The following is a 22,672-nucleotide window of genomic DNA, read 5'->3' as shown; positions in this document are numbered from 1 at the left end:
CTGCCCCGGCAGGGGCTGACGCTGCACCATCGCACTCCGGACACAGCGCCTCGCCGCACACGCCGCCCGGTCCATCTCCCGAGCCCCCTTCACCTGGCTGGTCCCGGTGGCGACGGCTGGGCCCCGGCACACTCACCGCACTCGGCGTGCTGCCCGCTTCGGTCGCCATGTGGCTGCTGGCGCTCCGTGGTGTGCGCCTGGACCGGATGGGGGATCTCGGGCTGCTGCAGGTGCTGCCTGTGCTCTTCTGGGTGGCGCTGGCCCTGCTCACCCTCGGCTTCTGTGTCGCGGCAGGTGATCGGCGGACTCCTCACGGCTGTTTCGCGGCATATGCTCTCGTCCTGATCGCGGTCCTCCACGCGACACCTCCGCTGCTCTATCAGGAGCTGCGTTATTCATGGGCGTGGAAGCACGTCGCCGTCATCGACGCAATGATGCGGCACAACGGCGAGGTGCCGAATGCGTCCGGCTTCAACATCTACAACCAGTGGCCGGGCTTCTTCCAGTTCAACGCGCTGATCCTCAAGGCCACCGGCCTCGAGTCGCCCCTGGGGTACGCGCTGTGGGCGCAGTTGCTCACCAACCTGCTACTCCTCGGCCCGCTCCTGGTGATCTATCGGTCGATCACCCACGACCGGAGACTGATCTGGGGAGCCGTGTGGATCTACTACTCCTGCTCCTGGGTGGGGCAGGACTACTTCGCACCGCAGGCCTTCACGTTCCTTCTCTTCGTGAGTGTGATCGCCCTCGTGGTGAGACAGCTGCCGTCGTCCAGATTCCCGGGCCCCAGAACGTCGCGCCGACGCTGGCCCGTGGGGCGACTACTGCTCGTACTCGTGATTGAAGCCGCGATCGTCTCCTCCCACCAGCTCACCCCGTTGATGCTGATCAGCGCACTGCTGTTGCTGTCCCTGCCCCGTCGCTACCGGCGACTGGCGCTGCCCGCGCTAGCCGGCGCGGTCGTGTTCACCTTGGCCTGGAACGGGACCGTGGCGTGGCCGTACGTGTCGGCGAATCTCGACAACTTCGTCAACGCACTCACCCGGCCCGAGGCCAACGTCTGGTCCGGTCTGAGCAGGCTCGCCGAGGCCGCCCCGAGCCAGGTCATGGTGTCCTGGATCGACCGCGGCCTGTCGGGTGGCGTCTTCCTGCTGGCCGCGATCGCCCTCGCAGTACGACCCTGGACCCGCCGTACCCCGCTTCCGCTGCTCGCGCTGTTCCCCCTCCCGCTCGTAGTGGTCAACGCCTACGGCGGCGAGATGGTCTTCCGAGCGTTCATGTTCGCGCTGCCTGCTGCCGCTCTTCTGCTCGCCGCGCTGCTGTTGCGCTCCCACAGAGCGCGGCCGGCCCGGATGGCTATCGTCCCCGTCCTGCTGCTCGCCATGCTCGGGAGCCTGGTGTTCGGTTACTACAGCAAGGAGTCAATGAACCGGTTCTCCGCCGAGGAGGTCGCCGCCACCCGGTACCTGACGACAGAAACTCCGACCAGGTCGCTGATCATCTCGGTCACCTTCGCCGCTCCCGGTCTCGAGATGCACTACGACCGGCACGAGCGCACGCAGATAACCGAGGAAAGTCTGAGCACGAAGCGACTGCTGGTTCAGGACCCGCTGGCAGGCCTGGAACCGCTCCTCAACAGAGCAGGGGACGAACCGGCGTACATCCTCCTCAGCCGTGCACAGAGCGCGGACGTACGCCTGAACGGTGAACTGCCCGCCGATTTCGTGAGGCGACTGGAGTCCGCCTTGGCGAAGGCACCCTCCTTCACTCCGGTGTACCGCAATGGCGACGCGGTCGTGTACCGATTCGACCCCCCTATCGAAAGGAACCACTGATGACTGCGCTGCGCTGGACTGTCGCCGTGTCAGGTTGGCTGGCCCTTGCCGCGACCGCCCTCCCTGTCCCACCCGCGGCGCGGGTGCCGGTCACAGCCGTCTTCCTGCTCGTCTGCCCGGGCTTGGCCGCAACCCTGCTGTGTGCCGGACGGCTCTTCACCGACCGGCTCGGCAGGGCGACCGTCCTGGAAGCGGCCCTCGTCACAGGAGCCGTCAGCCTGTCGCTCTCGGCGCTCGTCGCCGAAGCACTCCTTCTGAGTCACGCCTTCACCACCGTACGGGCGCTGGTGGCCCTTGCGGCTCTCACCTCGGTCATGGCGCTGGCATCAGCTCTTCCCCGGATGCAACCGGAGACGCGGAGCCATTCGGTTCCCGATCGCGACGACCGCACCTGGGATTGAGAGCGAATCGTGCACACGTCTCAGGCTTCTTCGCCACGCCGAACGGCACAACCGGTGTCCCCCGGCTCCTCCCGCCCAGCCACGGCGGTACGAAAGAGGCTCGCCGCGGTGCTGCCTCACGAGCCGCTTCTGCGCAACGGACACCTGCTCGCCACGAGCTCCCTGGTCAACGCGGTGCTGGGAGCGGTCTTCTGGGTGCTTGCCACCCGCTGGTACGACGACCGAACGGTGGGCCTCAACTACGCCGCCGTCTCCGCCGCCACACTGCTCTCCACCATCGGCCAGCTGAACCTCTCCGACCTCCTGGTGCGCTTTGTCCCGGCTGCCGGACGGCACACCCGCAGGCTGGTGGTCGTCTGCTATCTCGCCGGCATCGTCTGCAGCGTGCTGATCGCCGGGGGCTTCCTCCTGCTGGTGCCGATCCTCAGTCCCGGTCTGGATTTCCTCCTCACCCCGGTGACCGGCCTCTTCTTCGTGGCCTACACCGCGGGATACACCATCTTCGCCCTCCAGGACGGCGCCCTGACCGGGGTGCGTCGCCCAGGCTGGGTGGTGACGGAGAACGTGATCTTCGCCGTGGTGAAGATTCTTCTGCTGGCCCTGGCTGCGGCCCTCACACTCTTCACGGGCATCCTGATCTCCTGGGCCGGCGCCTTGGTGGTGGCCCTTCTCGTAGCCAACTTCTTCCTGCTGCGACGTGCCGTGCCTCAGCATGAGCGGGAGGCATCGCAGACGGCACGCCCGCCCCGTTTGATGGGGTACGCGACGGCGGACTATGCAGGCTCGCTGTTCCGGATGGCCTCGTACAGCCTGGTGCCCCTCGTGGTGCTGAACACGCTTGGCCCGGCGTACAGCGCCTACTACTCGCTCGCCTGGATCGTCGGGTACGTCCCCTACCTGCTCGCGACGAACATGGGCAGCTCCATGATCGTGGAAGCGGCACGGGCGCCTGGGCAGCTGGCGCGGCACGCGCGCCGGGTCCTGCGCCACTCGGCACTGCTCATGGCCGCGGGCGCCGCCGCGATATTCGTCGCCGCGCCGCAGTTCCTCGCCTTCTTCGGGCCGGAGTACGCGGAACACGGCACCCCGCTGCTGAGGTTGCTGGCTCTCTCCGCACTGCCGAACCTCCTGGTGAGCCTGGCCGTCGATGTCGCGCGCATGCGTCGGCAGATGCGCCGGGTCGTCGGGCTGCAACTGGCCCTTTGCGTCCTGGTGCTCGGCCTGGCCCAGGTCCTGCTGCCGGTGCTGGGTCTGGCCGGAGGAGGCGTCGCCTGGCTCGTGGCCCAAAGTCTGCTCGCGCTCTACCTCCTGGCACAGCGGTCGCGATGGCTGCCCCGGGATAAGGAGGACCCCTCATGACTGTCCACGCCAGCGGCTCTGCGCCGAACCCGGATGAGGAGAACACCGTGCCCCACACAGACATCTCCGTGGTGATCTGCGTCTACACCGAGGAGCGCTGGGAGGACATCCTCGCCGCCGTGAACTCGGTACGAGGACAATCCCTGCCAGCCCTGGAGACGCTGCTGGTCGTCGACCACAATCCGGTCCTGCTCAACCTGCTCCGACAGGAGTACGCCGAGAGCGACGCCGTCGGGAGTCCCCCTCAGGCGGTCAGGATTCTCGCCAACGCGGGCCCCAAGGGCCTGTCCTCCGGCCGCAACACGGGGATCGCCGCGTCCCGCGGCACGGTCATCGCCTTCCTCGACGACGACGCGGCGGCGGAACAGGACTGGTTGGGGCACATGGCATCGGCGTACACCGATCCGCGGGTGATGGCGGTGGGCGGCCGCACCGTTCCGGTGTGGGCCTCCGGCCGCCGTCCCGCCTGGTTCCCCGCGGAGTTCGACTGGGTCGTCGGCTGTGCTTACCGGGGCATGCCGGCCGGACGGGCGCCCGTCCGCAACGTGCTGGGCGGAAACGCCTCCTTCCGTCGCACGGCCTTCGACACGGCGGGCGGCTTCGCTGTCGGCATCGGACGCGACGGCGACAAGCGCCCGCTGGGTTGCGAGGAGACCGAGTTGTGCATCCGGCTGACCCGGGTGAGGCCGGACGCGGTCCTGCTCATCGACGACCGCGCGGTCATCCATCACAAGGTTCCCTCCGCCCGAGAACGCTTCGATTACTTCCGCCGCCGTACCTACGCTGAGGGTCTGTCGAAGGCCCGGGTCACCCGTCACGTAGGTGTGGGCAAGGGGCTGGAGTCCGAGCGTCGCTACACCACACGCGTACTGCCCGCCGGGGTCGTACGCGGACTGCGCGACGCCCTGCTGGGGCGGCGCGGCGGTGCGGGCCGCGCCGGAGCGATCGTGGCCGGCGTGGCGAGCGCAGCAGCGGGATACGCGGTCGGCGCCCTCCAGGCACGCACGGGTGGCTCCCCCGCCTGGGAGGTGCGGGAGCCGAAGTTCCAGAACACAGACGGCATCACCGAGTCATTCGAGCGAGACGAAGCGCCGACGTGAGCACACACCAATCCGCAGGACGGCCCTGAGGTGGCTGTCCCCCGAAACGAAGGAAAAGTGTCATGGACATCAGCGTCTACCGGTCGGAGGAGCTGACCGACGCGGATCGGGCAGCCTGGACGACAATGCAGGCGAAGGCCTTCCGGGACGGCCTGCCCCAGATGGCGAACCCCTTTCTCTCCCCCGAGTTCGCACTGGCAGTGGGCCGGTGCAGGCGCGGCGTACGCATCGCCGTGATGCGCGAGGACGGTCCGGACGGCGAACCGGTGGCATTCTTTCCCTACCAGCGCACCACGGCGGGCGTGGGCCGCGCGATCGCGCTGGGCCTGTCCGACTGCCAGGGGATTGTGCACGGGCCAGGCTTCCGGTGTGACGCCGGCGAGTTGCTCGCGGCGTGCGGCCTCGCCATCTGGGAGTTCGACCATCTCGCTCAGGGGCAGCAGCCATTCGAACATTCGATCAAGGGCACCTTCTCGTCACCTGTGATGGACGTGGAGGCGGGCTGGGAGGCCTACGTCGCCCGGCTGCGGGAGCGGTCGGGCAGGGGCACCAAGGGCCGACTGAAACTGGAACGCAAGCTGGCCCAAGCGGTCGGGGAGGTGCGCTACGTACACGATGAGCGCGACCCCGCTATGCTCCGCACCCTGATGGCCTGGAAGTCCGCGCAGTACCGCAAGACCGGCCGTAGTGACCGGTTCGCGCACGCATGGATCACCCGGCTGGTGGACGACCTGTTCCACACCCACACCGAATCGTTCGCCGGCCTCCTGTCCGTGCTGTACGCCGACGGCCGACCCGTCGCCGCGCATTTCGGACTGCGGTCGGAACAGGTCGTGGCCTGCTGGTTCCCGGCCTACGATCCCGCCTTCGCCAAGTTCTCCCCAGGCATGGTGCAGCATTTGCGGATGGCACAGGGGGCAGCTGCCGAGGGCATCTCCTACCTAGATCTCGGACGCGGCCATCGGGACCACAAGGAGGTGCTGAAGACAGGTGAACTCTCCGTGTCTGAGGGCTGGGTGACCCGTCGACACCCGGTCGCGCTGGCCCATCGGGCGCGCCGTGCTCCGGTCCGGGCCCTGCGCAACACCGTCGTCTCACGACCGGAGCTGTTCCGGCCGGCCGACCGGCTGCTGAAGAGCGTGGGCAAGGTCCATGCATGGAGGAAGGCGTCATAGCGCCCGGCACCACCGATCCCGTGATCCACTGGCACGAGGGAGCTTCCGGTGACCAGCCCTGTACCGATCCTCATGTACCACGCAGTCACGCACACGCCGACGCCATCGATCCGCGCCCTGTCCGTCCCGCCGGAAACGTTCGCCGACCAGATGTGGCTGCTCGCAAAACGCGGGTTCACTCCGGTGACCACAGCCCGGCTCGCCGCCGCCTGGCGTGGCGGACCGCCGCTGCCGCACCGTCCCGTGCTGATCACTTTCGACGACGGCTACCAGGGGGTGCACCACTACGCCCTGCCCGTCCTGCGCGAGTTCGGATTCGCCGCGACTGTGTATGTCACAACAGGGTGGCTACGCGGCCGGCACGAGATCTGCGGCGCGGCCCTGGACACCATGCTCGACTGGGAGGAGGTACGCGAACTGGCGGCAGCCGGCGCGGAGATCGGCGGCCATACCCATAGCCACCCACAGATGGACCAGCTCCCCGACAGCGAGTTGGAGTACGAGGTGCAGCGCTGCAGGGAGATCATCGCCGAGCGACTCGGCTCCCCACCGGAGTCCTTCGCCTACCCTTACGGCTACTCCAGCCGCCGCGTGCGCCAAGCCGTACGCACCGCCGGCTTCGCTCAGTCCGTGGCGGTGGGCAACGCGCTGGCCGATCCGCGCCAGGGCCCCTTCGCGCTACGCCGGGTGACCGTGCGGCGCGGCACCCGCCCCGAGGAGCTCGCGCGGCTGGCGGAAGGCCGGGCCGTGGGCCGCACCTTCGCCACGGACCGGGCCCTGACGAAGGGCTACACACTGGTCCGCCGATCCCGTTGGCTGATACGAAAGGGAGCCGGGGCGGATGTTTGACACCAGCCAGGCCAGGAAGGCGCCGGGCACCGGGCCACACCGGCGCTGGCGCATCGCCCTCCTCGCCGCGACGGCCATCGCGCTCGCGCTCGTCCTCTCCCTGTGCGCCACACTCCCGAGCGGCCGCGATACGTCCACTAGGGGCACAGATGCCTGGGGCGCCCCTGCCGAGCCGTCGCTCGGGTGGGGCCTCACGCACACGCAGTACAGCGCCGATGCGGGAGACCCCGGTGCCAAGGAGACCGCGCGTAGGGCTCTCTCCGCCCGGTCACTGCCACAGAATCAACACATCATGGGCTGGGGCGCCAACAACCCCGAACCCTCCCCGGGACGTTACGATTTCGCGGCGTTGGACAGCCGCATCGGCCTCATCCGGGAGACCGGCGGCACACCCGTCATCACGCTGTGCTGCGCGCCTGACTGGATGAAGGGCGGCAGGCCGGGCCATACCGACTGGTCCCGGCGCTCCCTGGAGACGGCCCCGCGCCCCGAGCACTACGACGACTTCGCAGCCCTCGCAGCCACGGTCGCCGAACGCTATCCGGACGTGCGGCACTTTATTGTCTGGAACGAGTTCAAGGGCTTCTTCGACGACTCGAGGAAACGCTGGAACTACGAGGGGTACACCGAGCTCTACAACAAGGTCCACCAGGCCTTGAAGAAGGTGAACAAGAACAACCTGGTGGGCGGGCCGTATCTGAACATGGACAGTTTCGCGCCCGGCCGCACCAGCCACGCCTCCATCCTCAAGGGTCCCTGGGGCAGCGTCGATCAGCGCGTCCTCGACGCCTTCGACTACTGGAACACGCACAAGGCCGGAGCCGACTTCGCCGTCGTCGACGGGTCCAGCTACACCCATGACGACGGGACTCCACCCGATCAGTTCCGCTCCGTCGACAAGTTCACCGCCATAGGCCGGTGGGTGCAGGAACGCACCTCCCTGCCTCTGTGGTGGGCCGAGTACTACGTCGAGCCGGGAGCCGACAGTGACCGCGACCGCTGGAGCGAGTCCCATCGCAAGGCCCTACAGGCCGCCGGAATGGCCGCCATGGTCAGGGGCGGTGCCACCACAGGCTTCTACTGGAACCCGCAGAAACGCGGAGGACAGTGCTACGGCTGCCTGTGGCGCAGCACCGAGCTCACCGACGGGAGCGGCGGCGCCCCGCTGCCCATGCTTGACCTCGTCCGCCGGTTCCACTCGGAGTTCCCCCCAGGTACGACTTACCGGCCGGTCGACGTGGCATCCGACGCACCGAACGTGCGGGTGCTCGCCGACGACAAAGTCGTCCTGGTCGTGAACACTCTGGACAGAGCCGTTCGGGCAGAGATCGACGGCCGGACCGTCAACATGGACGCCTATGAGGTGCTCTGGCTAAGGAGGCCGTGACCCGGCGCCAAGGCCGTGTGCAGGGGTTCTCGCCAGCCACGGATGTAAATTTATTGCGTACACCACGCACCCTTCTATCCAGGAGACGGAATGGCGAAGGAGCAGCGGTCCGGCCCAACCCGTCGCGCCAGCGATCGCGGCCGTTACGGCAGGCTCAATCGGGAACGCGTGCTTGCCGCCGCCCTCGAACTGGTCGATCGCGAGGGGCTCTCGGCGCTGAGCATGCGTCGTCTCGGCGCCGAGCTCGGCGTGGAAGCCATGGCGCTCTACCGGTACGCAGCGAGCAAGGACGCCCTCCTGGACGGACTGGTCGAAGCCCTGTACCTGGAGCTGGAGGAGCGTCTGGAGACCGAGCCCGGGCCCGGCGCGGAGGCCGAGGCACTCGTCTGGCGCACCGAGCTGCATCGGATCGCCCGGACGACGTACGACATCTGCCTCGCCCACCCCGAGGCCGTTCCGCTGCTCGCCACCCGCATGCTGGCCGTCCCGCTGGCCCGGCGGCCGCTAGCCGTGCTGCGGGACAACGAGCGGGTGCTGGCCCTGCTGCGGCAGGCCGGGCTCGATGAAGCCCGAGCCTCGGCCGTCTTCCGGGCCTTCACCGCCTGGCTTCTCGGTTACGTGTCCGTGGAGTTGCAGCCCATGGTCGACAACCCGGACGAGCAGGAGCCGGCGTTCCGGCTCGGGCTGCACCGTATGCCGTCGCAGGAACTGCCCCGGCTGCGGGAGACCGCCGCCGCGCTCGCCGAACGGGGTGGGCCGGAGGGACTGGCGGCGGGCCTGGACGCGCTGCTCGACCGGTTCCTCGCCGAAGAGTGATCAGCGGGCGAACGGTCCCTCCAGTGCCGCCCACAGCCAGGGCCCGCTGGGCCCCGGTCTCGCGCATGGTTGCGACAACACGAGTTCGTCCGTACAGGGGCCACCCAGGGAAGCGCGCACGCCCCAGCAACCACTTTTCAGTAACCTGACGTGCCATCAGCCAAGGGGGCCGACCGCCCGATCGAGCCGAGTAGGCGTGCGCTTCGACATTCCGCACCCGGAGGACCCGTAGAAGGCGCTGGACGTGGGCGGACACGCAACCACCAACACTCGTCCCCATGAACGCAACACCAGCATGCCGGTTCGGGCGCGACGCCTGCCGGATTCCACGAACCCGCCCACTTTGCCCGATCTGGAGCCCGGCCGGCTGCTCGCCGTCGACCGGGCGCGCGGCAGTGCGCGCCCGCCGATCGCCGCGTACCTCTACGACGGGGGCGTACTGACAGAGGCACAGTTCGCGGCGATCCGGCTCCAGGAGGCGGAACTCCTGTCCTGGGAGCTCGTGGAGCCCGCCGGACTCGGCCGTTATCTGCTCGGCCCGCTCGGCCTGCGCGTGGCCGCCGCACTGGCGGTGCTGGACTCCGGGGGGGGCACGGTGGAGCTGGAGGACGGCAGGCCGGTCACTACCTGAAACCGTTCATTCGCCATTGTTCCCTCGTGCACCCGCGCCCGGCATCATCCAGGGTCCACGACGGCGAAGGGATCGGGCACCCAATGGGACACACACGCGGCCTGTGGAAGACGGCCATAACGGCCATGGCCTGTACGGCAGTTGTCGGCACGGCGGGGGGTTCGGCCACAGCCGCGCCCGCCGGGGCGGAGGCGTCGCGGCCGATGGCGGAGGTCAGCCGCCCGGCCGCTTCCCGCCCGATGCCCGCGCTGCCCGCCGCGGTCGACGGCGGTGCCTGGCAGTCCGGTCATGTCCAGGGCATGGCCATCGACCGCCGCAAGGGTTTCATGTACTTCTCGTACACGAATCTCCTGGTCAAGACCGACCTCCGGGGCAAGCCGGTCGGCTCGGTGACCGGCTTCACCGGGCACCTCGGGGATCTGGATCTCAACGAGAAGGACGGCCGGATCTACGGCTCCCTGGAGTACAAGGCCGCGAAGTCCTTCTACATCGCGATCCTCGACGGTGACCGCATCACCCGCATGGGCATGGACGCCCAGTCCACGGACGTCGTGTCGACCGTCTATCTCGACGAGGTCGTACGGGACTTCACGGCCGACATGGACGGCGACGGGGTCTTCGACGGCGACACCGGGAAGACCGCCGACCACCGGTACGGGTGCAGCGGCATCGACGGTGTGGCGTTCGGGCCGGAGTTCGGCAGGAAGCACGGCAAGCAGAAGCTGACGGTCGCGTACGGCGTGTACGCCAACACCGGGCGCACGGACAACGATCACCAGGTGCTGCTCCAGTACGACGTCGAGCGGTGGAAGCGCTACGAGCGCCCACTGTCCGAGGCGGCCCCGCACACCAGCGGCCCGGCGCGGGTGGACGGCAAGTTCTTCGCGTACACCGGGAACACGACGTACGGGGTGCAGAACCTGGAGTACGACGGGCACAGCGGAAACTGGCTGATGGCCGCGTACAAGGGCACCAAGCCCGGCTTCCCGAACTACACGGTCTTCGCGGTCGACGGCGCCCGGAAGCCGGTGGCCGGGGATATCCGCGGCCAGCAGCGGCCCGAGCGCGGCCTCCTGCTGCCGCTGCTGCGTGCGGGGCTGCACGACGCGCCGACCGGTACGTACGGGTGGGCGGTGCCGGGGCAGTACGGCCAGTACGGGCTCGTGTCGCTCGACGACGGCCGCTACTACGTGGCGCGCAGCGGCACGGTCCAGGACGGTGGGGTCACCAAGCAGACGGCCCGCGCCGAGCTGCACACCTGGACGGGGGCGACGCCGTCGCCGTTCGCGCCGGTGGGCTGACAGTTCAGCGGCCCGGGCGCTCCAGCTCCGCCTGTACGCGGCGGGAGGGCTGGAAAACGTATAGGTCGAGGATGTCGGGGGCGTCGGCGAGGCCGGGGCCCCCGTCCGCCACCCAGGTGGCGATGTCGGCCACCGCGTCCGGGTCGTTGACCAGCCCGAGCCAGACCGGCCGCCCGCCTGCCCTGCGGCCCTCGGCGGAGGGCTGTACGACGATGACGTTGCCGTGCTCGCACGCGTCCAGGCACTCCACGGCACGCACCGTGGCGGCCTGGCCGGCCGTCTCCTTCAGGCGGCGCAGCTGACCGGCGTGGTCGACGCCGGGGATCTTCTCGGTGCCGCAGCAGCAGCCCCGGCAGACGCTGACGGTGGGGCGGGGCGTGCCCCGTTCGGGGGCTGCCTTGCGGGTGCGGCGGCTCATACGGGGACACTTCCGGTCGAGGCGCGGATGATCACCGTGGGACTGTACCGAGCCCGCCCCCGCATCGAACAGTTGATCTCCTCCCCCGCCGGATCGGGTATCGTTGACGGCTGCGAAGGGGAGTAGCCCTGCAAACCGGTCGTCGACACACTGGAGCCTTCGGGTTCCCGGTGGCCGGGCTCGTAGATCCTTACGGGTGGGCGAGACCTTCGGTCAGGTATGACGCGCCCGCGCCCTGCGGGCGCTGACGTCATGCCGGGCCGAGTGGTCCTCCGAAAGCCCGAGTGCGCTTCGCGAAGATCCGGGGCCCGGCCCCTACAGAAAGCCACCCGGCATGCATCTCGACCCTCTGGCGATCCTCACCGCCTTCGGGCTGATCTTCCTCGCGGAGCTCCCCGACAAGACGATGTTCGCTTCGCTGGCCATGGGCACCCGTATGCGCCCGCTCTATGTCTGGTTCGGCACGTCCTCCGCGTTCGTCGTGCACGTCGCCATCGCCGTCGGCGCGGGCGGGCTGATCGGTCTGCTGCCCGACTGGACGGTCAAACTGGTCTCGGCCCTGCTCTTCGCGTTCGGCGCGTTCATGCTGCTGCGCAACGGGGGCGACGACGGGGACGAGGACACCGAGGTCAAGACGGTGACCGGTTTCTGGCCGGTCTACTCGACGGCCTTCATGGCGGTCTTCATCAGCGAGTGGGGCGACCTCACGCAGATCACCACCGCCAACCTCGCTGCGAGCAACGGCGCCTGGTCCACCGCGATCGGCTCGGCCGCCGCCCTGATGTCCGTCTCGGCGCTGGCGCTGCTGGCCGGCCGTTTCATCGCCAAGCGGGTGCCGCTGAAGACGGTGCAGCGCATCGGTGGGATCTGCATGCTGGGGCTCGCGGTCTGGTCGGCCGTGGAGATCTTCACCGGCTGACCTGCCCGCACACGCGGGTCAGAAGAGCGCCGGTACGTCGCCCTCCGTACCGCTCTCGAAGGCCAGCAGCCGCTGCTTGCGGTCGAGGCCGCCGCCGTATCCGGTGAGGCTCCCCGACGCTCCGATGACCCGGTGGCACGGGACGATGATGCCGATGGGGTTCTTGCCGTTGGCGAGGCCCACGGCCCGCGAGGCGCCCTGTTTCCCGAGGAGATCGGCCAGCTCTCCGTACGACCGGGTCTCGCCGTACGGAATGCGGGTCAGCTCGGCCCAGACGCTGCGCTGGAACGGGGTTCCGGCCAGGCGCAGCGGCAGGTCGAACTCGCGCAGTTCGCCAGCGAAGTAGGCGTCCAGCTGCTGGATCGCCGGTCCGAAGGGGCGGGGGTCGGGGTCGCCGAATGTCTCCTCGGGCGGGCGGTGACGCTGGCCGACCATGTAGAGGCCTGCCAGGACCCCGTCCGTCGCCACCAGGGTGAGCGGCCCGTAGGGGCTGTCGACGACCGTGTGCTGTCTGGTCGCGGAGTGTGTCGCTGTCATGGGTGAACGTCCTTACGCGGGCAGGTGGTTGATCGGGTGGTCGTCGACGGTCCACAGGTATTGCACTGCGTACGCCCGCCAGGGGCGCCAGTGGGTCGCGCGCGCGGTGAGCGCGGCGGGGGTCGCCGGAAGGCCGAGCTGCTGGGCCGCCCGTCTGATCCCGAGGTCGGTGGGGAGGAAGGCGTCCGGGTCGCCGAGCGCCCGCATGGCGATCACCTCGACCGTCCACGGCCCGAAGCCGGGGAGTGCGGCCAGTTCGGCGCGGGACCGTTCCCAGTCGGTGTCCGTGCCCAGCCGCAGTGAGTCGTCGGCGAGGGCCGCGACGAGGGTGGTGAGCGTCCTGCGCCGGGTGCGCGGCAGGGCGAGCGCCTCCGGGTCGAGCCCGGCCAGCGCCTGCGGGGTGGGGAAGAGGTGGGTCAGTCCGCCCTCGGGGTCGTCGACGGGCGTGCCGTGGGCGGTCACGAGCCGGGCGGCGTGGGTGCGGGCCGCAGCCGTCGAGACCTGCTGGCCGAGGACCGCCCGTACGGCGAACTCCGCGCCGTCGACGGTGCGCGGCACCCGGCGTCCGGGGGCCTTGTCGACGAGCGGGGCGAGCAGCGGATCGGCGCGCAGCTGTTCGTCGACGGCGACCGGGTCGGCGTCCAGGTCGAGCAGCCACCGGCAGCGGCTGATCGCCTGGGTGAGGTCGCGCGGGTCGGTGAGCAGGAGCCGGCAGGCGATGTGGTCGGGGCGCGGGGCGAGGGAGACGATGCCGTGTCCGTGCGGGAGGTTGAGCGTGCGGCGGTAGGCGCCGTCGCGCCACTCCTCGACGCCGGGGACCGCGGTCGCGGCGAGGTGGCCGAAGAGGTTGCTGGGGTTGAGCGGGGCGCGGTAGGGCAGGCGCAGCGCGATGACGCCGGGCGTCGTGGCCGGTCCTGTCCCCCGGGCGGCGCGGGCCCGCAGTTCGCCTGGGGCGAGCGCGAAGACCTCGCGGACGGTGTCGTTGAAGGTACGGATGGAGGAGAACCCGGCGGCGAACGCCACCTCGGCCATGGGGAGTTCGGTGGTCTCGATGAGCAGCCGGGCCGTCTGGGCGCGCTGCGAGCGGGCCAGCGCGAGGGGTCCCGCCCCGAGCTCGGCGAGCAGCTGGCGCTCGATCTGCCGGGCGGAGTAGCCGAGGCGTGCGGCAAGGCCGGGCACGCCCTCCCGGTCGACGACCCCGTCCGCGATGAGGCGCATGGCACGGGCGACGGAGTCGGCACGCGCGTTCCATTCCGGGGAGCCGGGGCTGGTGTCGGGACGGCACCGCTTGCAGGCCCGGAATCCGGCCTGCTGGCAGGCGGCGGCACTGGGCAGGAAGGTCATGTTCTCGACCTTGGGCGGCACGACGGGGCAGCTGGGACGGCAGTAGATCCGGGTGGTCAGGACCGCAGTGAAGAACCATCCGTCGAAGCGGGCGTCCTTGGACCGGACGGCCCGTACGCAGCGCTCGGTGTCGGTGTGCATGGTTCAAGGATGGGGCACGCGAGGGGCGGCGGCTGGCGGAAATCCGACATCAGCCTTCCCCTGCCAGGGCATCCCGGAACGACTCCGGATCAGATGGGGACGAAGGCCGGCCACCAGGCGGGGATGTTGTCCGGGCAGACCGCGGACGGGTAGTCCATGCCTCCGACCGCGGATGCGAGAAACCACAGCAGCGAGAGGTTCGCCGCGACACCGCTGAGCACGGCGGCCTTGCGGCCGAGCCCTCCCACGGCTCCGTGGACCACGGTCCAGATCACGGCGGTCACCAGCCAGACGACGGGCAGCATGAACATCAGAACCAGGGAATTCGCCGAGGAGTTGACTCCCGCGTCGCATGAATTCCACATGGCCCCGATGACGAGAACGGTGCCCATTGATGTCGGGATTCCGAAAAAGGCGCCGATACGAAATCCGGCGGACCAGGTGCCGCCGGAAACCCGGTCCCTATCTGCACGCATCAACCCTCTCCCCCGTCCCTGACTCCAGGGCTCTTCCGCTCACGTGTGACATTCCGGCGGCCCCGGGCGCTGGACAAGTGGATGGCCGGGGCCCGCCCCCCAGCGGGGTCCCGGCCGTCCGCCTTCTCGGCTCCGCACCTTCCGGGTCACCGAACTGCGGGCCGCGATCGATGCCTGCGCCGACGGCTTCGTGACGTCCAACAACAACGGTGGGGCCACGGTCACCTACAAGTCGGTCGAATCCGAGGAAGCCCCCGCCGAGGCGGGCGAGAAGTCGGTGTCCTGGGTGATGACCGGCGTCGCGGAGGGCGCGGAGATCCCGATGCACCTCACCGCCGTGCGCGAGGGCAGCACCCTCGCCGTGTTCTTCACGCTGCACATCACCGACCCGGGCAAGGCCGAGCTGCCCGAGGGCTTCTTCGCTGCTCAGACGGCCAAGCCGGCGTAACGGCCAAGTCGGCGTAACGGAACGGCGCAGGGGCTCAGCCGTTCCGCAGCCGCCGCCAGACCGCCTTCGCCGCGTGGTGGCCGGACATGCCGTGCACGCCCGGCCCGGGCGGTGTGGCCGAGGAGCAGAGGAAGACCGCCGGGTGCGCGGTGGCGTACGGCACGCGGGCCAGCTTGGGGCGGATCAGCGTCTGGAGGCCGGAGAAGGCACCGCAGGCGATGTCACCGCCCACGTAATTGGCGTTGCGGGCGGCGAGTTCGGGCGGTCCCGCGACGGCGCGGGCGAGGACCAGGTCGCGGAAGCCGGGTGCGAAGCGTTCCAGCTGTCGCTCGATGACCTCGGTGGCGTCGCCCGTCCAGCCCGCCGGGACATGCCCGTACACCCAGAAGACATGGCGGCCCTCGGGCGCCCGGGACGGGTCGACGAGAGTCGGCTGAGCGGTGATCAGGAACGGGACGGTCGGGTCGCGGCCGTCGACGGCGGCGCGCAGCGCGCTGTCGATCTCGCCCTCGGTGGGCCCGATGTGGACGGTCCCGGCCCGCCGGGCGTCCTTCGCGGTCCACGGGACGGGGCCCGACAGCGCGTAATCGATCTTGAAGGTGGAGGCTCCGTACCGATAGCCGCGGTACGCGTTGCCGAGGCCCGCGATCCGGGCGAGGGCGGTCGGCGAGGTGTCGAAGATGTAGGCGCGGGCGGGCGGCAGCTCGTCCAGGCGCTTGACCTCGGTGCCGGTGCGGATGGTGCCGCCCAGTTCCCGCAGGTACGAGGCGAGGGCGTCGGAGATGGCCTGCGAGCCGCCGCGCGGCACGGGCCAGCCGTTCTCGTGGGCGGCGAGCGCGAAGACGAGAGCGATGGCGCCGGTGGCGAATCCGCTGGTGGGAGCGATGGCATGGGCGGCGAGCCCGGCGAGGAGACCGCGCGCCTTGGGATCGCGGAACCGCCGGGCGATCCAGCTGGCGGGCTGGAGGCCGACGAGGCCGAAGCGGGCGAGGCGGTACGGGTCGCGGGGCAGCCCGTCCCACGGGGTGCGCAGGAAGTCGGCGGCCAGGGTGTCCCAGTGCCCGAGGTGCGGCGTGACGAGGCGGCGGTAGGTCCCCGCGTCGCGTGCCCCGAGTGACATCGCGCTCTCCCCCACCGACTGCGTGAGCACGGCGGCGGAGCCGTCGGGGAAGGGGTGGGCGAGCGACAGTTCGGGCTGGAGCCACTCCAGACCGTGGCGGCCCAGCGGCATGTCCCGGAACGCGGGTGACCCTATGCCGAGCGGATGCACGGCCGAGCACGGGTCGTGGCGGAAGCCGGGGAGGGTGAGTTCTTCGGTACGGGCCCCACCGCCGATGGTGTCCTGGGCCTCGAAAACCTCCACCGAGAAGCCCCGGCGGGCCAACTCGGCTGCGGCGGTCAGTCCGTTGGGCCCCGCCCCCACGACGACTGCATCAAGCATCGACGGCACCTTGGGACTCCTTTGTCAGCCGACGGCCAGGACACCCAGGATATTCGGGGGCGCCGACAGTGTGGGCGGGGGTGTCCACCCGCCGGACCGCGCGGTGCTGCGGGGCCGGTCAGACCCCGGTGCGCAGCGCGGCGAGGATGCGGTCCCTGGTGGTCTCGTCGCGGGCTGCAGTGAAGGGCAGGTCGTTGCCGCCGGTGATCCGGAAGGTGGCGCCGGAGAGCGTGGCCTGTGCGCCGCCCGCCTCGGTGACCAGGAGCAGACCGGCCGCGTGGTCCCAGGCGAACTCCCAGTTGAACGCGACCGCGTCCTGGGCGCCGCAGGCCACCGCGAGGTATTCGAGTCCGGCGGACCCGCAGGGGCGCGCGTCGATGCCTTCGGTACGCAGCCCCAGCAGCGCGCGCTTCTGGGCGTCGGATGTGTAGTCGGGGTGGGACATCGCCACCTTCAGGACGGCGCCGGGCGCCGGCGAGCCCGCGTGCAGCGGCTTGCCGTTGAGGGTGGCGCCCCGGCCGCGTACCGCGATGGCCATCTCGTCCAGCGCGGCGGCGTACGTCCACGAGGCGAGGACCTCGCCGTGGTGGGCGAGGGCCACCAGGGTGCAGAAGCCCGGTTCGCCGCGGACGAACTGCCGGGTGCCGTCGACCGGGTCGACGATCCATACGGGTGCTTCGCCGCCGAGGGCGTCGTACACCCGGGGGTCGGCGTGGACGGCCTCCTCGCCGACGACGACCGAGCCGGGAAGCAGCCGGGTCAGGGACTCGGTCAGGTGCTCCTCGGCGAGGCGGTCGGCGGTCGTGACCAGGTCGTGCGGGCCGCTCTTCTCGATGATCTCGTGGGAGGCAAGCTGCTGGTAGCGCGGCATGATCTCGGCGGCGGCCGCTGCCTCGACCTGGGTCAGGTGCCCGGCGTTCCCGGTGTCCCCTGCGTTCTCGGCGTTCTCAGCGTTCTCGGCGAGAAAGTCATCGATCATGCCTCCAGCTAAGCACGGTCGGCCGGGGGTGCGTCGGGCGGGCGGTCAGCGGCCGACCGCGTACCCCTGCATGCCGCGCGGGTTGGCTGCCGCGGACAGCACTCCGGTCCGCGGGTCGCGGGCGACGGCGCACATCCGGCCCTCGGACCACGGGTCGCCTACCGTGACGTCGTGGCCGCGGCGGCGCAGCTCGGCGACGGTCTCCGGGTCCATGCCCTCCTCGACGGTGACGCTGCCGGGGCGCATACCGCGGGGGAAGAAGGACCCGGGGAAGCTGTCGTTGTGCCAGTTCGGGGCGTCGATGGCGCCCTGGAGGTCGAGGCCGCCGCGGACCTCGGCGCGCAGCGCGACGGCGAGGAAGAAGTGCACCTGCCACTGATCCTGCTGGTCGCCGCCCGGCGTGCCGAACGCCATGACGGGTACGCCGTCGCGCAGGGCGAGGGACGGGGTGAGGGTGGTGCGGGGGCGGCGGCCCGGCGTGAGGGAGTTCGGCAGGCCCTCGTCGAGCCAGGCCATCTGGAGGCGGGTGCCGAGCGGGAAGCCCAGCTCGGGCACGACCGGGTTGGACTGGAGCCAGCCGCCGCTGGGGGTGGCGGAGACCATGTTGCCCCAGCGGTCGACGATGTCGACGTGGCAGGTGTCGCCACGGGTCGCGCCGTCCTTGGCGACGGTCGGCTCGCCCGCCCCGGCTGCCGGGATGCCCATGGCGTCGAAGCCGGACTCGCCGGAGGCAACGGCGTGGGCGTGCTCGCTGAGGACGGGGGTGCGGCCGTCGGGGCTGCCGGGGCGCAGCTCGCGCGACGCCTCCCCGGTGACGAGGGCGCGGCGCGCGGCGTTGTACGACTCGGAGAGCAGGGTGTCCAGGGGGACGTCGGCGGCGTCGCCGTACCACGCCTCCCGGTCGGCCATGGCGAGCTTGCAGCCCTCGATGAGCAGGTGCACGTAGTCGGCGGAGCCGTATGCGGGCAGCTCGGCGGGGAGCAGGGCGAGCTGCTGGAGGAAGGCGGGGCCCTGGCTCCAGCCACCCGCCTTGGCGAGCGTCCAGCCGTTCCAGTCGTACGTGGCGGGGGCCTCGTACGAGGCGGACCAGTCGGCCAGGTCGGCGGCGGTGAGGGTGCCGGTGTGGTGCTTGCCGCTGGTGTCCATGGTGGGGACGGCGGCCTGGCGGACCAGGGCCTCGGCTATGAAGCCCTCGCTCCAGATGGTCCGCGCCGCGTCGATCTGCGCGACGCGGTCCTCGCCGCCGGTCTCGCGGGCCTCTGCTATGAGGCGGCGCCAGGTGGCTGCGAGCGCGGGGTTGCGGAACAGCTCGCCCGGCCGGGGCGAGGCGCCGCCGGGGAGGTAGACCTCGGCGGAGGTCGGCCATTCGGTCTCGAAGAGCTCGCGCACGGTCTCGACGGTCTGGCCGACCCGCTCGACGGGTGCGTGGCCGTCCTCGGCGTAGCCGATCGCGTACCGCAGGACCTGCTCGACAGTCTTGGTGCCGTGGTCGCGCAGCAGCAGCATCCAGGCGTCGAACGCGCCGGGGACGGCGGCGGCGAGCGGCCCCGTGCCGGGGACGAGGTCCAGGCCGAGGGAGCGGTAGTGTGCGACGGAGGCGCCCTCCGGGGCGGGGCCCTGGCCGCACAGCACCTGCACGTCGCCGTCCTTCGGCGCCAGGATCATCGGGACCTCGCCGGCCGGGCCGTTGAGGTGCGGTTCGACGACATGGAGGACGAATCCGGCGGCGACGGCCGCGTCGAAGGCGTTTCCGCCGTCCTCCAGGACGGCCATCGCGGACTGCGAGGCGAGCCAGTGGGTGGAGGACACCATGCCGAAGGTGCCCTGGAGGGTCGGCCGGGTCGTGAACATCGCGCGCCACCTTGCTATTTGTACGTGCCAAGCGAATCGATCACGGCTCACGATCGGGCCTGGGGAGACTCTGGGGAGTTCCGCCCTGCAAGGTCGTTCACCTGATCGTCGAGCAGGCTATCGATCGCGCGTCGCCCCTTGCGACCCGCCTCCGGCATGAAGTGCGCGTAGTGGTCGAGGGTGATGGTGGGTGACGCGAGCCCCAGCCACCTGGCCAATGTCACCACTGACTCCCCCGCCTCAAGGACAACGGAGGCGTACGTATGCCGCAATACATGGAAGCCATCCCGCGGCGCCGCCTGCCACTGCCATGGCTTCGCCCCCTTGGCCAGCGGCGGAATCACACCTGCCTTGGCCAGTGCCGGCTTCCAGATCTCTGTGTTCCACGTGTTCGCCGCGACAGCGTTTCCGTACATCGTGGTGAGAGCCAAGTCGTGCTTCTTCCTCTCCCGCTCCGGTTCCGCACCCCAGGGAAGCTCAACCTTCAGTGATGGGTATGCCTTCGCGTGCTCGACCAGTTCACGCGCAACCGATGGCGGCATATCCACTACGCGCGTTTTGCCACCCTTCGGGAGCGCGAAGTACTTATGGCCGTTGATGATCTGCACCTGCCTCTTGACGTGTATGAGCCCGCGCCCCCAATCGATGTCGTCCGGGGCTGAGCCCAAAGACCTCGCCCTGCCGCAGCCCACATCCGAGACCTAGCACCACTGCGATTCGGTGCCGCTTGCTGATCTCATCGCGCACCCTGCGAGAGGTAGTCTCCGGCCACGGCTCGCGCCGTTCGTCAGGGAGCTTCGGCCATCGAACCGACTTGGAACGCATCGGGTTCCGGGACAGACGCTTATCGTCGACAGCGGTTTCGAGGACAGTCGACAGGGCAGAGAGGATGCTGCGGGCGTACTGTGGCGAGCACTTAGCCTCCAGTTTCACGATGTACGTGCGCAGCTCGGCCGCTGAGACCTTGTTGAGCGGAAGTTCACCCAGATACGGAATGACGTGCAGCCGTATCCGCTCGTCCAGACTCTTGCGGGTCTTGGCAGCACCACGAATGCCGGGCATCCAGTACTGCTGGATGTAGTCAGCGAGGGTGATAGAGCCATCCCGCGGGTCGATGAACTCCCCCCGCTCCTGATCCGTACTGGAGCGCCGCAGCCACGCTTTGGCGTCCTCCAGCGTCTCGAACGACTTGTCTCGAACTCCGGGGATTCCGGCGACGCGATACCGCTGCTCCTTGCCATAACGGCCGGTGCGCTCACGCCTCCCCGTGTCTGGGTCCTTCTTCTTCTTGATCCACCGGTCCTCGATGTACCCCGCCATGCAAAACCCTCTTCACCGGTGATGTACGCGAATGAGCGCGTGATGACAAGCAACACATACCTGGAATGGAGGCCGTAGGGAAGCGAGTTCGAGCTGAGCTTGCGACGTCACATCTTGGGCACTGCGAGCAAGGCGCTCAGCCTCGCCCCGTCGCCCGCACATCGGACGGCAAGAGGTGCGGCCTTCAACCACCAATTCACTTATGGAATGGCTTCACAGGCTTCCGCCCTACTGCGGGCTGCCCTTCGCTCACCGGCGTGATGCCCGACCGATCTGAAGCCGTGGTCCCGGTTGGCTGCGATCACGGTTCTCGCCGTCGGTGTCATATCCGGTGACGACAAACATGACCAGCGCGCACTGCATTGCCCCGGTTCGTCATGGGCACATTTTGGATAAGCCTCAAGCTCCTGGCCCTACACAGCCGCGTGGCTTCAGCGGCGGCCCACCGGCAAGTACAGCTAACCTCAATACCGGTAACTTAGGGTGGTTTTATCCGCTTGACCCGTTTAGGTTTGGTGGCATTGATGATGGTGATGGCCGGGGCGGGCGGGTGTTCTTGACCGTGTTGGGCGGCACGTTTGAGGGGCCAGTTGGCCATTTTGCGTTTGATGACGCGGGGGTTGGCCCGGCGGCGTCGCGGTGGCAGGAGGCGTTCGAGGAGTTCGAGGAGTTCAGTGTGGGTGGCTTTGACGGCGCGGGTGAGTCTGCCGGGGGGAAAACGCCGCCTGGTCGGTGACCTGGCGGCGCACGACGCGCAGTGAGCGAGTGAAGGAGATCCGGTCGGGATCGTGGTCGGCTTGTCGAGCGGCCTGGTGCATCAGACGCCTGATGGCGTGGTGGACGAGCAGGAAGCCGTAGAGTTCCTGCTCGGCTCCGTCGGGGTGCTGTGAACGCAGCACCAGGTGGGAACCGCCGAGGTGGGTCTTAATTTCGTCGAGAGTGGACTCGAACTCCCATCGCTGTGCGTAGAGTTCGGCCAGTTCTGCGGCTGGGGCCTCGTCCGGGTCGAGGACCGTGGTGAGGAGTCGGTAGACGCCCTCGTGGCCGGCGATGGTGTATTCCACCGCGCGTGCCGGGACCCCGCGACGGACGTGATGGATGTCGCTGCGGTCGAAAATCTCCGTGAGGTATGAACCGTCCGGGAACTGCTCGACCACGGGCAGCACGAGGTCCTTGCGGACTCTCCACAGCAGGTCGGCTCTGGTCGCGGCGGCTTTGCACCACAGGTCCACGCTGCAGAAGCCACGGTCGGCCAGCAGCATCATCCCCGGCTGAAGAGACGACAGGACCGTCCGGGCCAGGGTCTGCTCTCCGGTGCGCAGAGGGCCGATCGCACTGTCGAAAACGGCGTGGGTGCCGCACTCCACCAGGCCGACCATGCGAATCTGCGGGCATCCGACGTTCTGTTCGCCCCGCCCGGAGCGTGGTGGACGGCCGAACGCCTCCACGTTCGCCTTCGTGTCGGGCAGGTCAAACGTTGTGCCGTCGATCGCGGTCAAGCGCCAACCTCGGTAGAAGGCACCCTGAGTACCCGGTGCGGCAACCGGCCGGCACACACGCGCGAACAACTGCCGCAGCGGCGCCACCCCCAACCGTGACCTGGCTTTCCAGATCGCCGCCGAACTCGGCACCACCCACGACGCACGCCAGCGCCGCTCACCCTGCAAACCCATGGTCAGCAGCCGGGCGACCTCCTCGTAGCTCTGCCCCGAAAACAGGCACATCACCAGCACGAAGTAGACCACCAGCCGGGCCGGCAACAGCCGGTTCCGCTGCTGCACCCGGCCGGTCTCCGCCAACACCTCGTCCACAAGCTCCGCAGGGAACGTCTGTGTCAGCACCCCGACCGCGACCCGGTCCGACAGACGCTCACCAGATGACTTCGACTGACCCGCTCTCGGCACATAGACAACAACGACCAGATTGCACCTAAGTTACCGGTAT

At 69.5% G+C, this 22,672-nt stretch carries 22 protein-coding genes; 12 read left to right on the top strand and 10 right to left on the bottom strand.

Going from position 1 to position 22,672, the window contains the following annotated elements:
* Window positions 1–146: 146 nt before the first annotated feature.
* The 10 genes from ACFT7S_RS16515 to ACFT7S_RS16470 all read left to right on the top strand — a co-directional run bounded on the left by ACFT7S_RS16515 (window position 147) and on the right by ACFT7S_RS16470 (window position 10,854).
* On the top strand, window positions 147–1,835 hold the full coding sequence (locus ACFT7S_RS16515) for a glycosyltransferase (protein WP_382732158.1): 1,689 nt from the start codon (window positions 147–149) through the stop codon (window positions 1,833–1,835).
* On the top strand, window positions 1,835–2,236 hold the full coding sequence (locus ACFT7S_RS16510; protein WP_382732156.1) for a hypothetical protein: 402 nt from the start codon (window positions 1,835–1,837) through the stop codon (window positions 2,234–2,236). Before ACFT7S_RS16515 ends, ACFT7S_RS16510 begins: the two co-directional genes overlap by 1 nt.
* Window positions 2,237–2,344: 108 nt before the next feature.
* The gene (locus ACFT7S_RS16505; RefSeq protein WP_382732154.1) at window positions 2,345–3,595 is read left to right on the top strand and encodes a lipopolysaccharide biosynthesis protein; all 1,251 of its coding nucleotides are present in this window, start codon (window positions 2,345–2,347) and stop codon (window positions 3,593–3,595) included.
* 47 nt (window positions 3,596–3,642) lie between these two features.
* Complete coding sequence (locus ACFT7S_RS16500) at window positions 3,643–4,695, top strand: glycosyltransferase family 2 protein (RefSeq protein ID WP_382732291.1); 1,053 nt, start codon at window positions 3,643–3,645, stop codon at window positions 4,693–4,695.
* 62 nt (window positions 4,696–4,757) lie between these two features.
* Window positions 4,758–5,870 carry a GNAT family N-acetyltransferase gene (locus ACFT7S_RS16495; RefSeq protein ID WP_382732152.1) on the top strand — a complete coding sequence of 371 codons (1,113 nt, stop codon included), beginning with the start codon at window positions 4,758–4,760 and terminating at the stop codon, window positions 5,868–5,870.
* Window positions 5,871–5,942: 72 nt separating this feature from the next.
* On the top strand, window positions 5,943–6,719 hold the full coding sequence (locus ACFT7S_RS16490) for a polysaccharide deacetylase family protein (RefSeq protein WP_382732289.1): 777 nt from the start codon (window positions 5,943–5,945) through the stop codon (window positions 6,717–6,719).
* Window positions 6,712–8,106, top strand: a complete 1,395-nt coding sequence (locus ACFT7S_RS16485) for a xylan 1,4-beta-xylosidase (protein WP_382732150.1) — start codon at window positions 6,712–6,714, stop codon at window positions 8,104–8,106. The genes ACFT7S_RS16490 and ACFT7S_RS16485 overlap by 8 nt, the downstream gene beginning before the upstream one ends.
* Window positions 8,107–8,196: 90 nt before the next feature.
* Complete coding sequence (locus ACFT7S_RS16480; protein ID WP_382732148.1) at window positions 8,197–8,922, top strand: TetR/AcrR family transcriptional regulator; 726 nt, start codon at window positions 8,197–8,199, stop codon at window positions 8,920–8,922.
* Between the two features lie 295 nt (window positions 8,923–9,217).
* Window positions 9,218–9,553 carry a hypothetical protein gene (locus ACFT7S_RS16475; protein ID WP_382732287.1) on the top strand — a complete coding sequence of 112 codons (336 nt, stop codon included), beginning with the start codon at window positions 9,218–9,220 and terminating at the stop codon, window positions 9,551–9,553.
* A gap of 83 nt (window positions 9,554–9,636) precedes the next feature.
* A complete protein-coding gene (locus ACFT7S_RS16470; RefSeq protein WP_382732146.1) occupies window positions 9,637–10,854 on the top strand; it encodes a hypothetical protein in 1,218 nt (405 codons plus the stop codon).
* Window positions 10,855–10,858: 4 nt separating this feature from the next.
* Here ACFT7S_RS16470 and ACFT7S_RS16465 read toward each other — a convergent pair whose 3' ends face one another.
* Entirely contained in the window at window positions 10,859–11,272 is a 414-nt protein-coding gene (locus ACFT7S_RS16465) for a (2Fe-2S) ferredoxin domain-containing protein (RefSeq protein WP_382732144.1), read from the bottom strand.
* Between the two features lie 334 nt (window positions 11,273–11,606).
* On the opposite strand from ACFT7S_RS16465, the gene ACFT7S_RS16460 reads away from it, so the two are divergent.
* The gene (locus ACFT7S_RS16460) at window positions 11,607–12,191 is read left to right on the top strand and encodes a TMEM165/GDT1 family protein (protein ID WP_382732143.1); all 585 of its coding nucleotides are present in this window, start codon (window positions 11,607–11,609) and stop codon (window positions 12,189–12,191) included.
* 18 nt (window positions 12,192–12,209) lie between these two features.
* Here ACFT7S_RS16460 and ACFT7S_RS16455 read toward each other — a convergent pair whose 3' ends face one another.
* The 3 genes from ACFT7S_RS16455 to ACFT7S_RS16445 form a co-directional block, all read right to left on the bottom strand.
* On the bottom strand, window positions 12,210–12,728 hold the full coding sequence (locus ACFT7S_RS16455) for a methylated-DNA--[protein]-cysteine S-methyltransferase (RefSeq protein WP_382732141.1): 519 nt from the start codon (window positions 12,726–12,728) through the stop codon (window positions 12,210–12,212).
* A 12-nt stretch (window positions 12,729–12,740) separates the two neighbouring features.
* A complete protein-coding gene (locus ACFT7S_RS16450; RefSeq protein WP_382732139.1) occupies window positions 12,741–14,213 on the bottom strand; it encodes an AlkA N-terminal domain-containing protein in 1,473 nt (490 codons plus the stop codon).
* 89 nt (window positions 14,214–14,302) lie between these two features.
* Complete coding sequence (locus tag ACFT7S_RS16445; RefSeq protein ID WP_382732137.1) at window positions 14,303–14,605, bottom strand: hypothetical protein; 303 nt, start codon at window positions 14,603–14,605, stop codon at window positions 14,303–14,305.
* 274 nt (window positions 14,606–14,879) lie between these two features.
* Between ACFT7S_RS16445 and ACFT7S_RS16440 the strand changes: the two genes are divergently transcribed.
* Window positions 14,880–15,137 (top strand): hypothetical protein, encoded by a 258-nt coding sequence (locus tag ACFT7S_RS16440; protein WP_382732135.1) that lies wholly within the window; start codon window positions 14,880–14,882, stop codon window positions 15,135–15,137.
* Between the two features lie 34 nt (window positions 15,138–15,171).
* Here the strand turns inward: ACFT7S_RS16440 and ACFT7S_RS16435 are convergent, their stop codons facing one another.
* The 6 genes from ACFT7S_RS16435 to ACFT7S_RS16410 form a co-directional block, all read right to left on the bottom strand.
* Window positions 15,172–16,587 carry a phytoene desaturase family protein gene (locus ACFT7S_RS16435; protein WP_382732133.1) on the bottom strand — a complete coding sequence of 472 codons (1,416 nt, stop codon included), beginning with the start codon at window positions 16,585–16,587 and terminating at the stop codon, window positions 15,172–15,174.
* 109 nt (window positions 16,588–16,696) lie between these two features.
* Window positions 16,697–17,557, bottom strand: a complete 861-nt coding sequence (locus ACFT7S_RS16430; protein WP_382732131.1) for an inositol monophosphatase family protein — start codon at window positions 17,555–17,557, stop codon at window positions 16,697–16,699.
* Window positions 17,558–17,602: 45 nt separating this feature from the next.
* Entirely contained in the window at window positions 17,603–19,408 is a 1,806-nt protein-coding gene (locus ACFT7S_RS16425; RefSeq protein ID WP_382732130.1) for a gamma-glutamyltransferase family protein, read from the bottom strand.
* Window positions 19,409–19,455: 47 nt separating this feature from the next.
* Entirely contained in the window at window positions 19,456–20,016 is a 561-nt protein-coding gene (locus ACFT7S_RS16420; RefSeq protein ID WP_382732128.1) for a hypothetical protein, read from the bottom strand.
* On the bottom strand, window positions 19,994–20,728 hold the full coding sequence (locus tag ACFT7S_RS16415) for a hypothetical protein (RefSeq protein ID WP_382732126.1): 735 nt from the start codon (window positions 20,726–20,728) through the stop codon (window positions 19,994–19,996). The genes ACFT7S_RS16420 and ACFT7S_RS16415 overlap by 23 nt, the downstream gene beginning before the upstream one ends.
* A gap of 671 nt (window positions 20,729–21,399) precedes the next feature.
* Window positions 21,400–22,632 carry an IS4 family transposase gene (locus ACFT7S_RS16410; RefSeq protein WP_382732124.1) on the bottom strand — a complete coding sequence of 411 codons (1,233 nt, stop codon included), beginning with the start codon at window positions 22,630–22,632 and terminating at the stop codon, window positions 21,400–21,402.
* Window positions 22,633–22,672: the final 40 nt, after the last annotated feature.

This window comes from Streptomyces sp. NPDC057136 (assembly GCF_042670885.1).
Taxonomy (GTDB): Bacteria; Actinomycetota; Actinomycetes; order Streptomycetales; family Streptomycetaceae; genus Streptomyces.
Note: the sequence above shows the minus strand (reverse complement) of the source record. Positions and strands in the feature narration are given on the sequence as shown.

Excerpts from the sequence above, each read along its gene's own strand:
- ACFT7S_RS16510 (WP_382732156.1), top strand. The coding sequence starts at position 1,835 with ATGACTGCGCTGCGCTGGACTGTCGCCGTGTCAGGTTGGCTGGCCCTT.
- ACFT7S_RS16415 (WP_382732126.1), bottom strand. The coding sequence starts at position 20,728 with ATGGCGGGGTACATCGAGGACCGGTGGATCAAGAAGAAGAAGGACCCA.
- ACFT7S_RS16450 (WP_382732139.1), bottom strand. The coding sequence starts at position 14,213 with ATGCACACCGACACCGAGCGCTGCGTACGGGCCGTCCGGTCCAAGGAC.
- ACFT7S_RS16445 (WP_382732137.1), bottom strand. The coding sequence starts at position 14,605 with ATGGGCACCGTTCTCGTCATCGGGGCCATGTGGAATTCATGCGACGCG.
- ACFT7S_RS16480 (WP_382732148.1), top strand. The coding sequence starts at position 8,197 with ATGGCGAAGGAGCAGCGGTCCGGCCCAACCCGTCGCGCCAGCGATCGC.
- ACFT7S_RS16485 (WP_382732150.1), top strand. The coding sequence starts at position 6,712 with ATGTTTGACACCAGCCAGGCCAGGAAGGCGCCGGGCACCGGGCCACAC.
- ACFT7S_RS16425 (WP_382732130.1), bottom strand. The coding sequence starts at position 19,408 with ATGTTCACGACCCGGCCGACCCTCCAGGGCACCTTCGGCATGGTGTCC.
- ACFT7S_RS16455 (WP_382732141.1), bottom strand. The coding sequence starts at position 12,728 with ATGACAGCGACACACTCCGCGACCAGACAGCACACGGTCGTCGACAGC.
- ACFT7S_RS16490 (WP_382732289.1), top strand. The coding sequence starts at position 5,943 with ATGTACCACGCAGTCACGCACACGCCGACGCCATCGATCCGCGCCCTG.
- ACFT7S_RS16475 (WP_382732287.1), top strand. The coding sequence starts at position 9,218 with ATGCCGGTTCGGGCGCGACGCCTGCCGGATTCCACGAACCCGCCCACT.
- ACFT7S_RS16460 (WP_382732143.1), top strand. The coding sequence starts at position 11,607 with ATGCATCTCGACCCTCTGGCGATCCTCACCGCCTTCGGGCTGATCTTC.
- ACFT7S_RS16470 (WP_382732146.1), top strand. The coding sequence starts at position 9,637 with ATGGGACACACACGCGGCCTGTGGAAGACGGCCATAACGGCCATGGCC.
- ACFT7S_RS16465 (WP_382732144.1), bottom strand. The coding sequence starts at position 11,272 with ATGAGCCGCCGCACCCGCAAGGCAGCCCCCGAACGGGGCACGCCCCGC.
- ACFT7S_RS16430 (WP_382732131.1), bottom strand. The coding sequence starts at position 17,557 with ATGATCGATGACTTTCTCGCCGAGAACGCTGAGAACGCCGAGAACGCA.
- ACFT7S_RS16495 (WP_382732152.1), top strand. The coding sequence starts at position 4,758 with ATGGACATCAGCGTCTACCGGTCGGAGGAGCTGACCGACGCGGATCGG.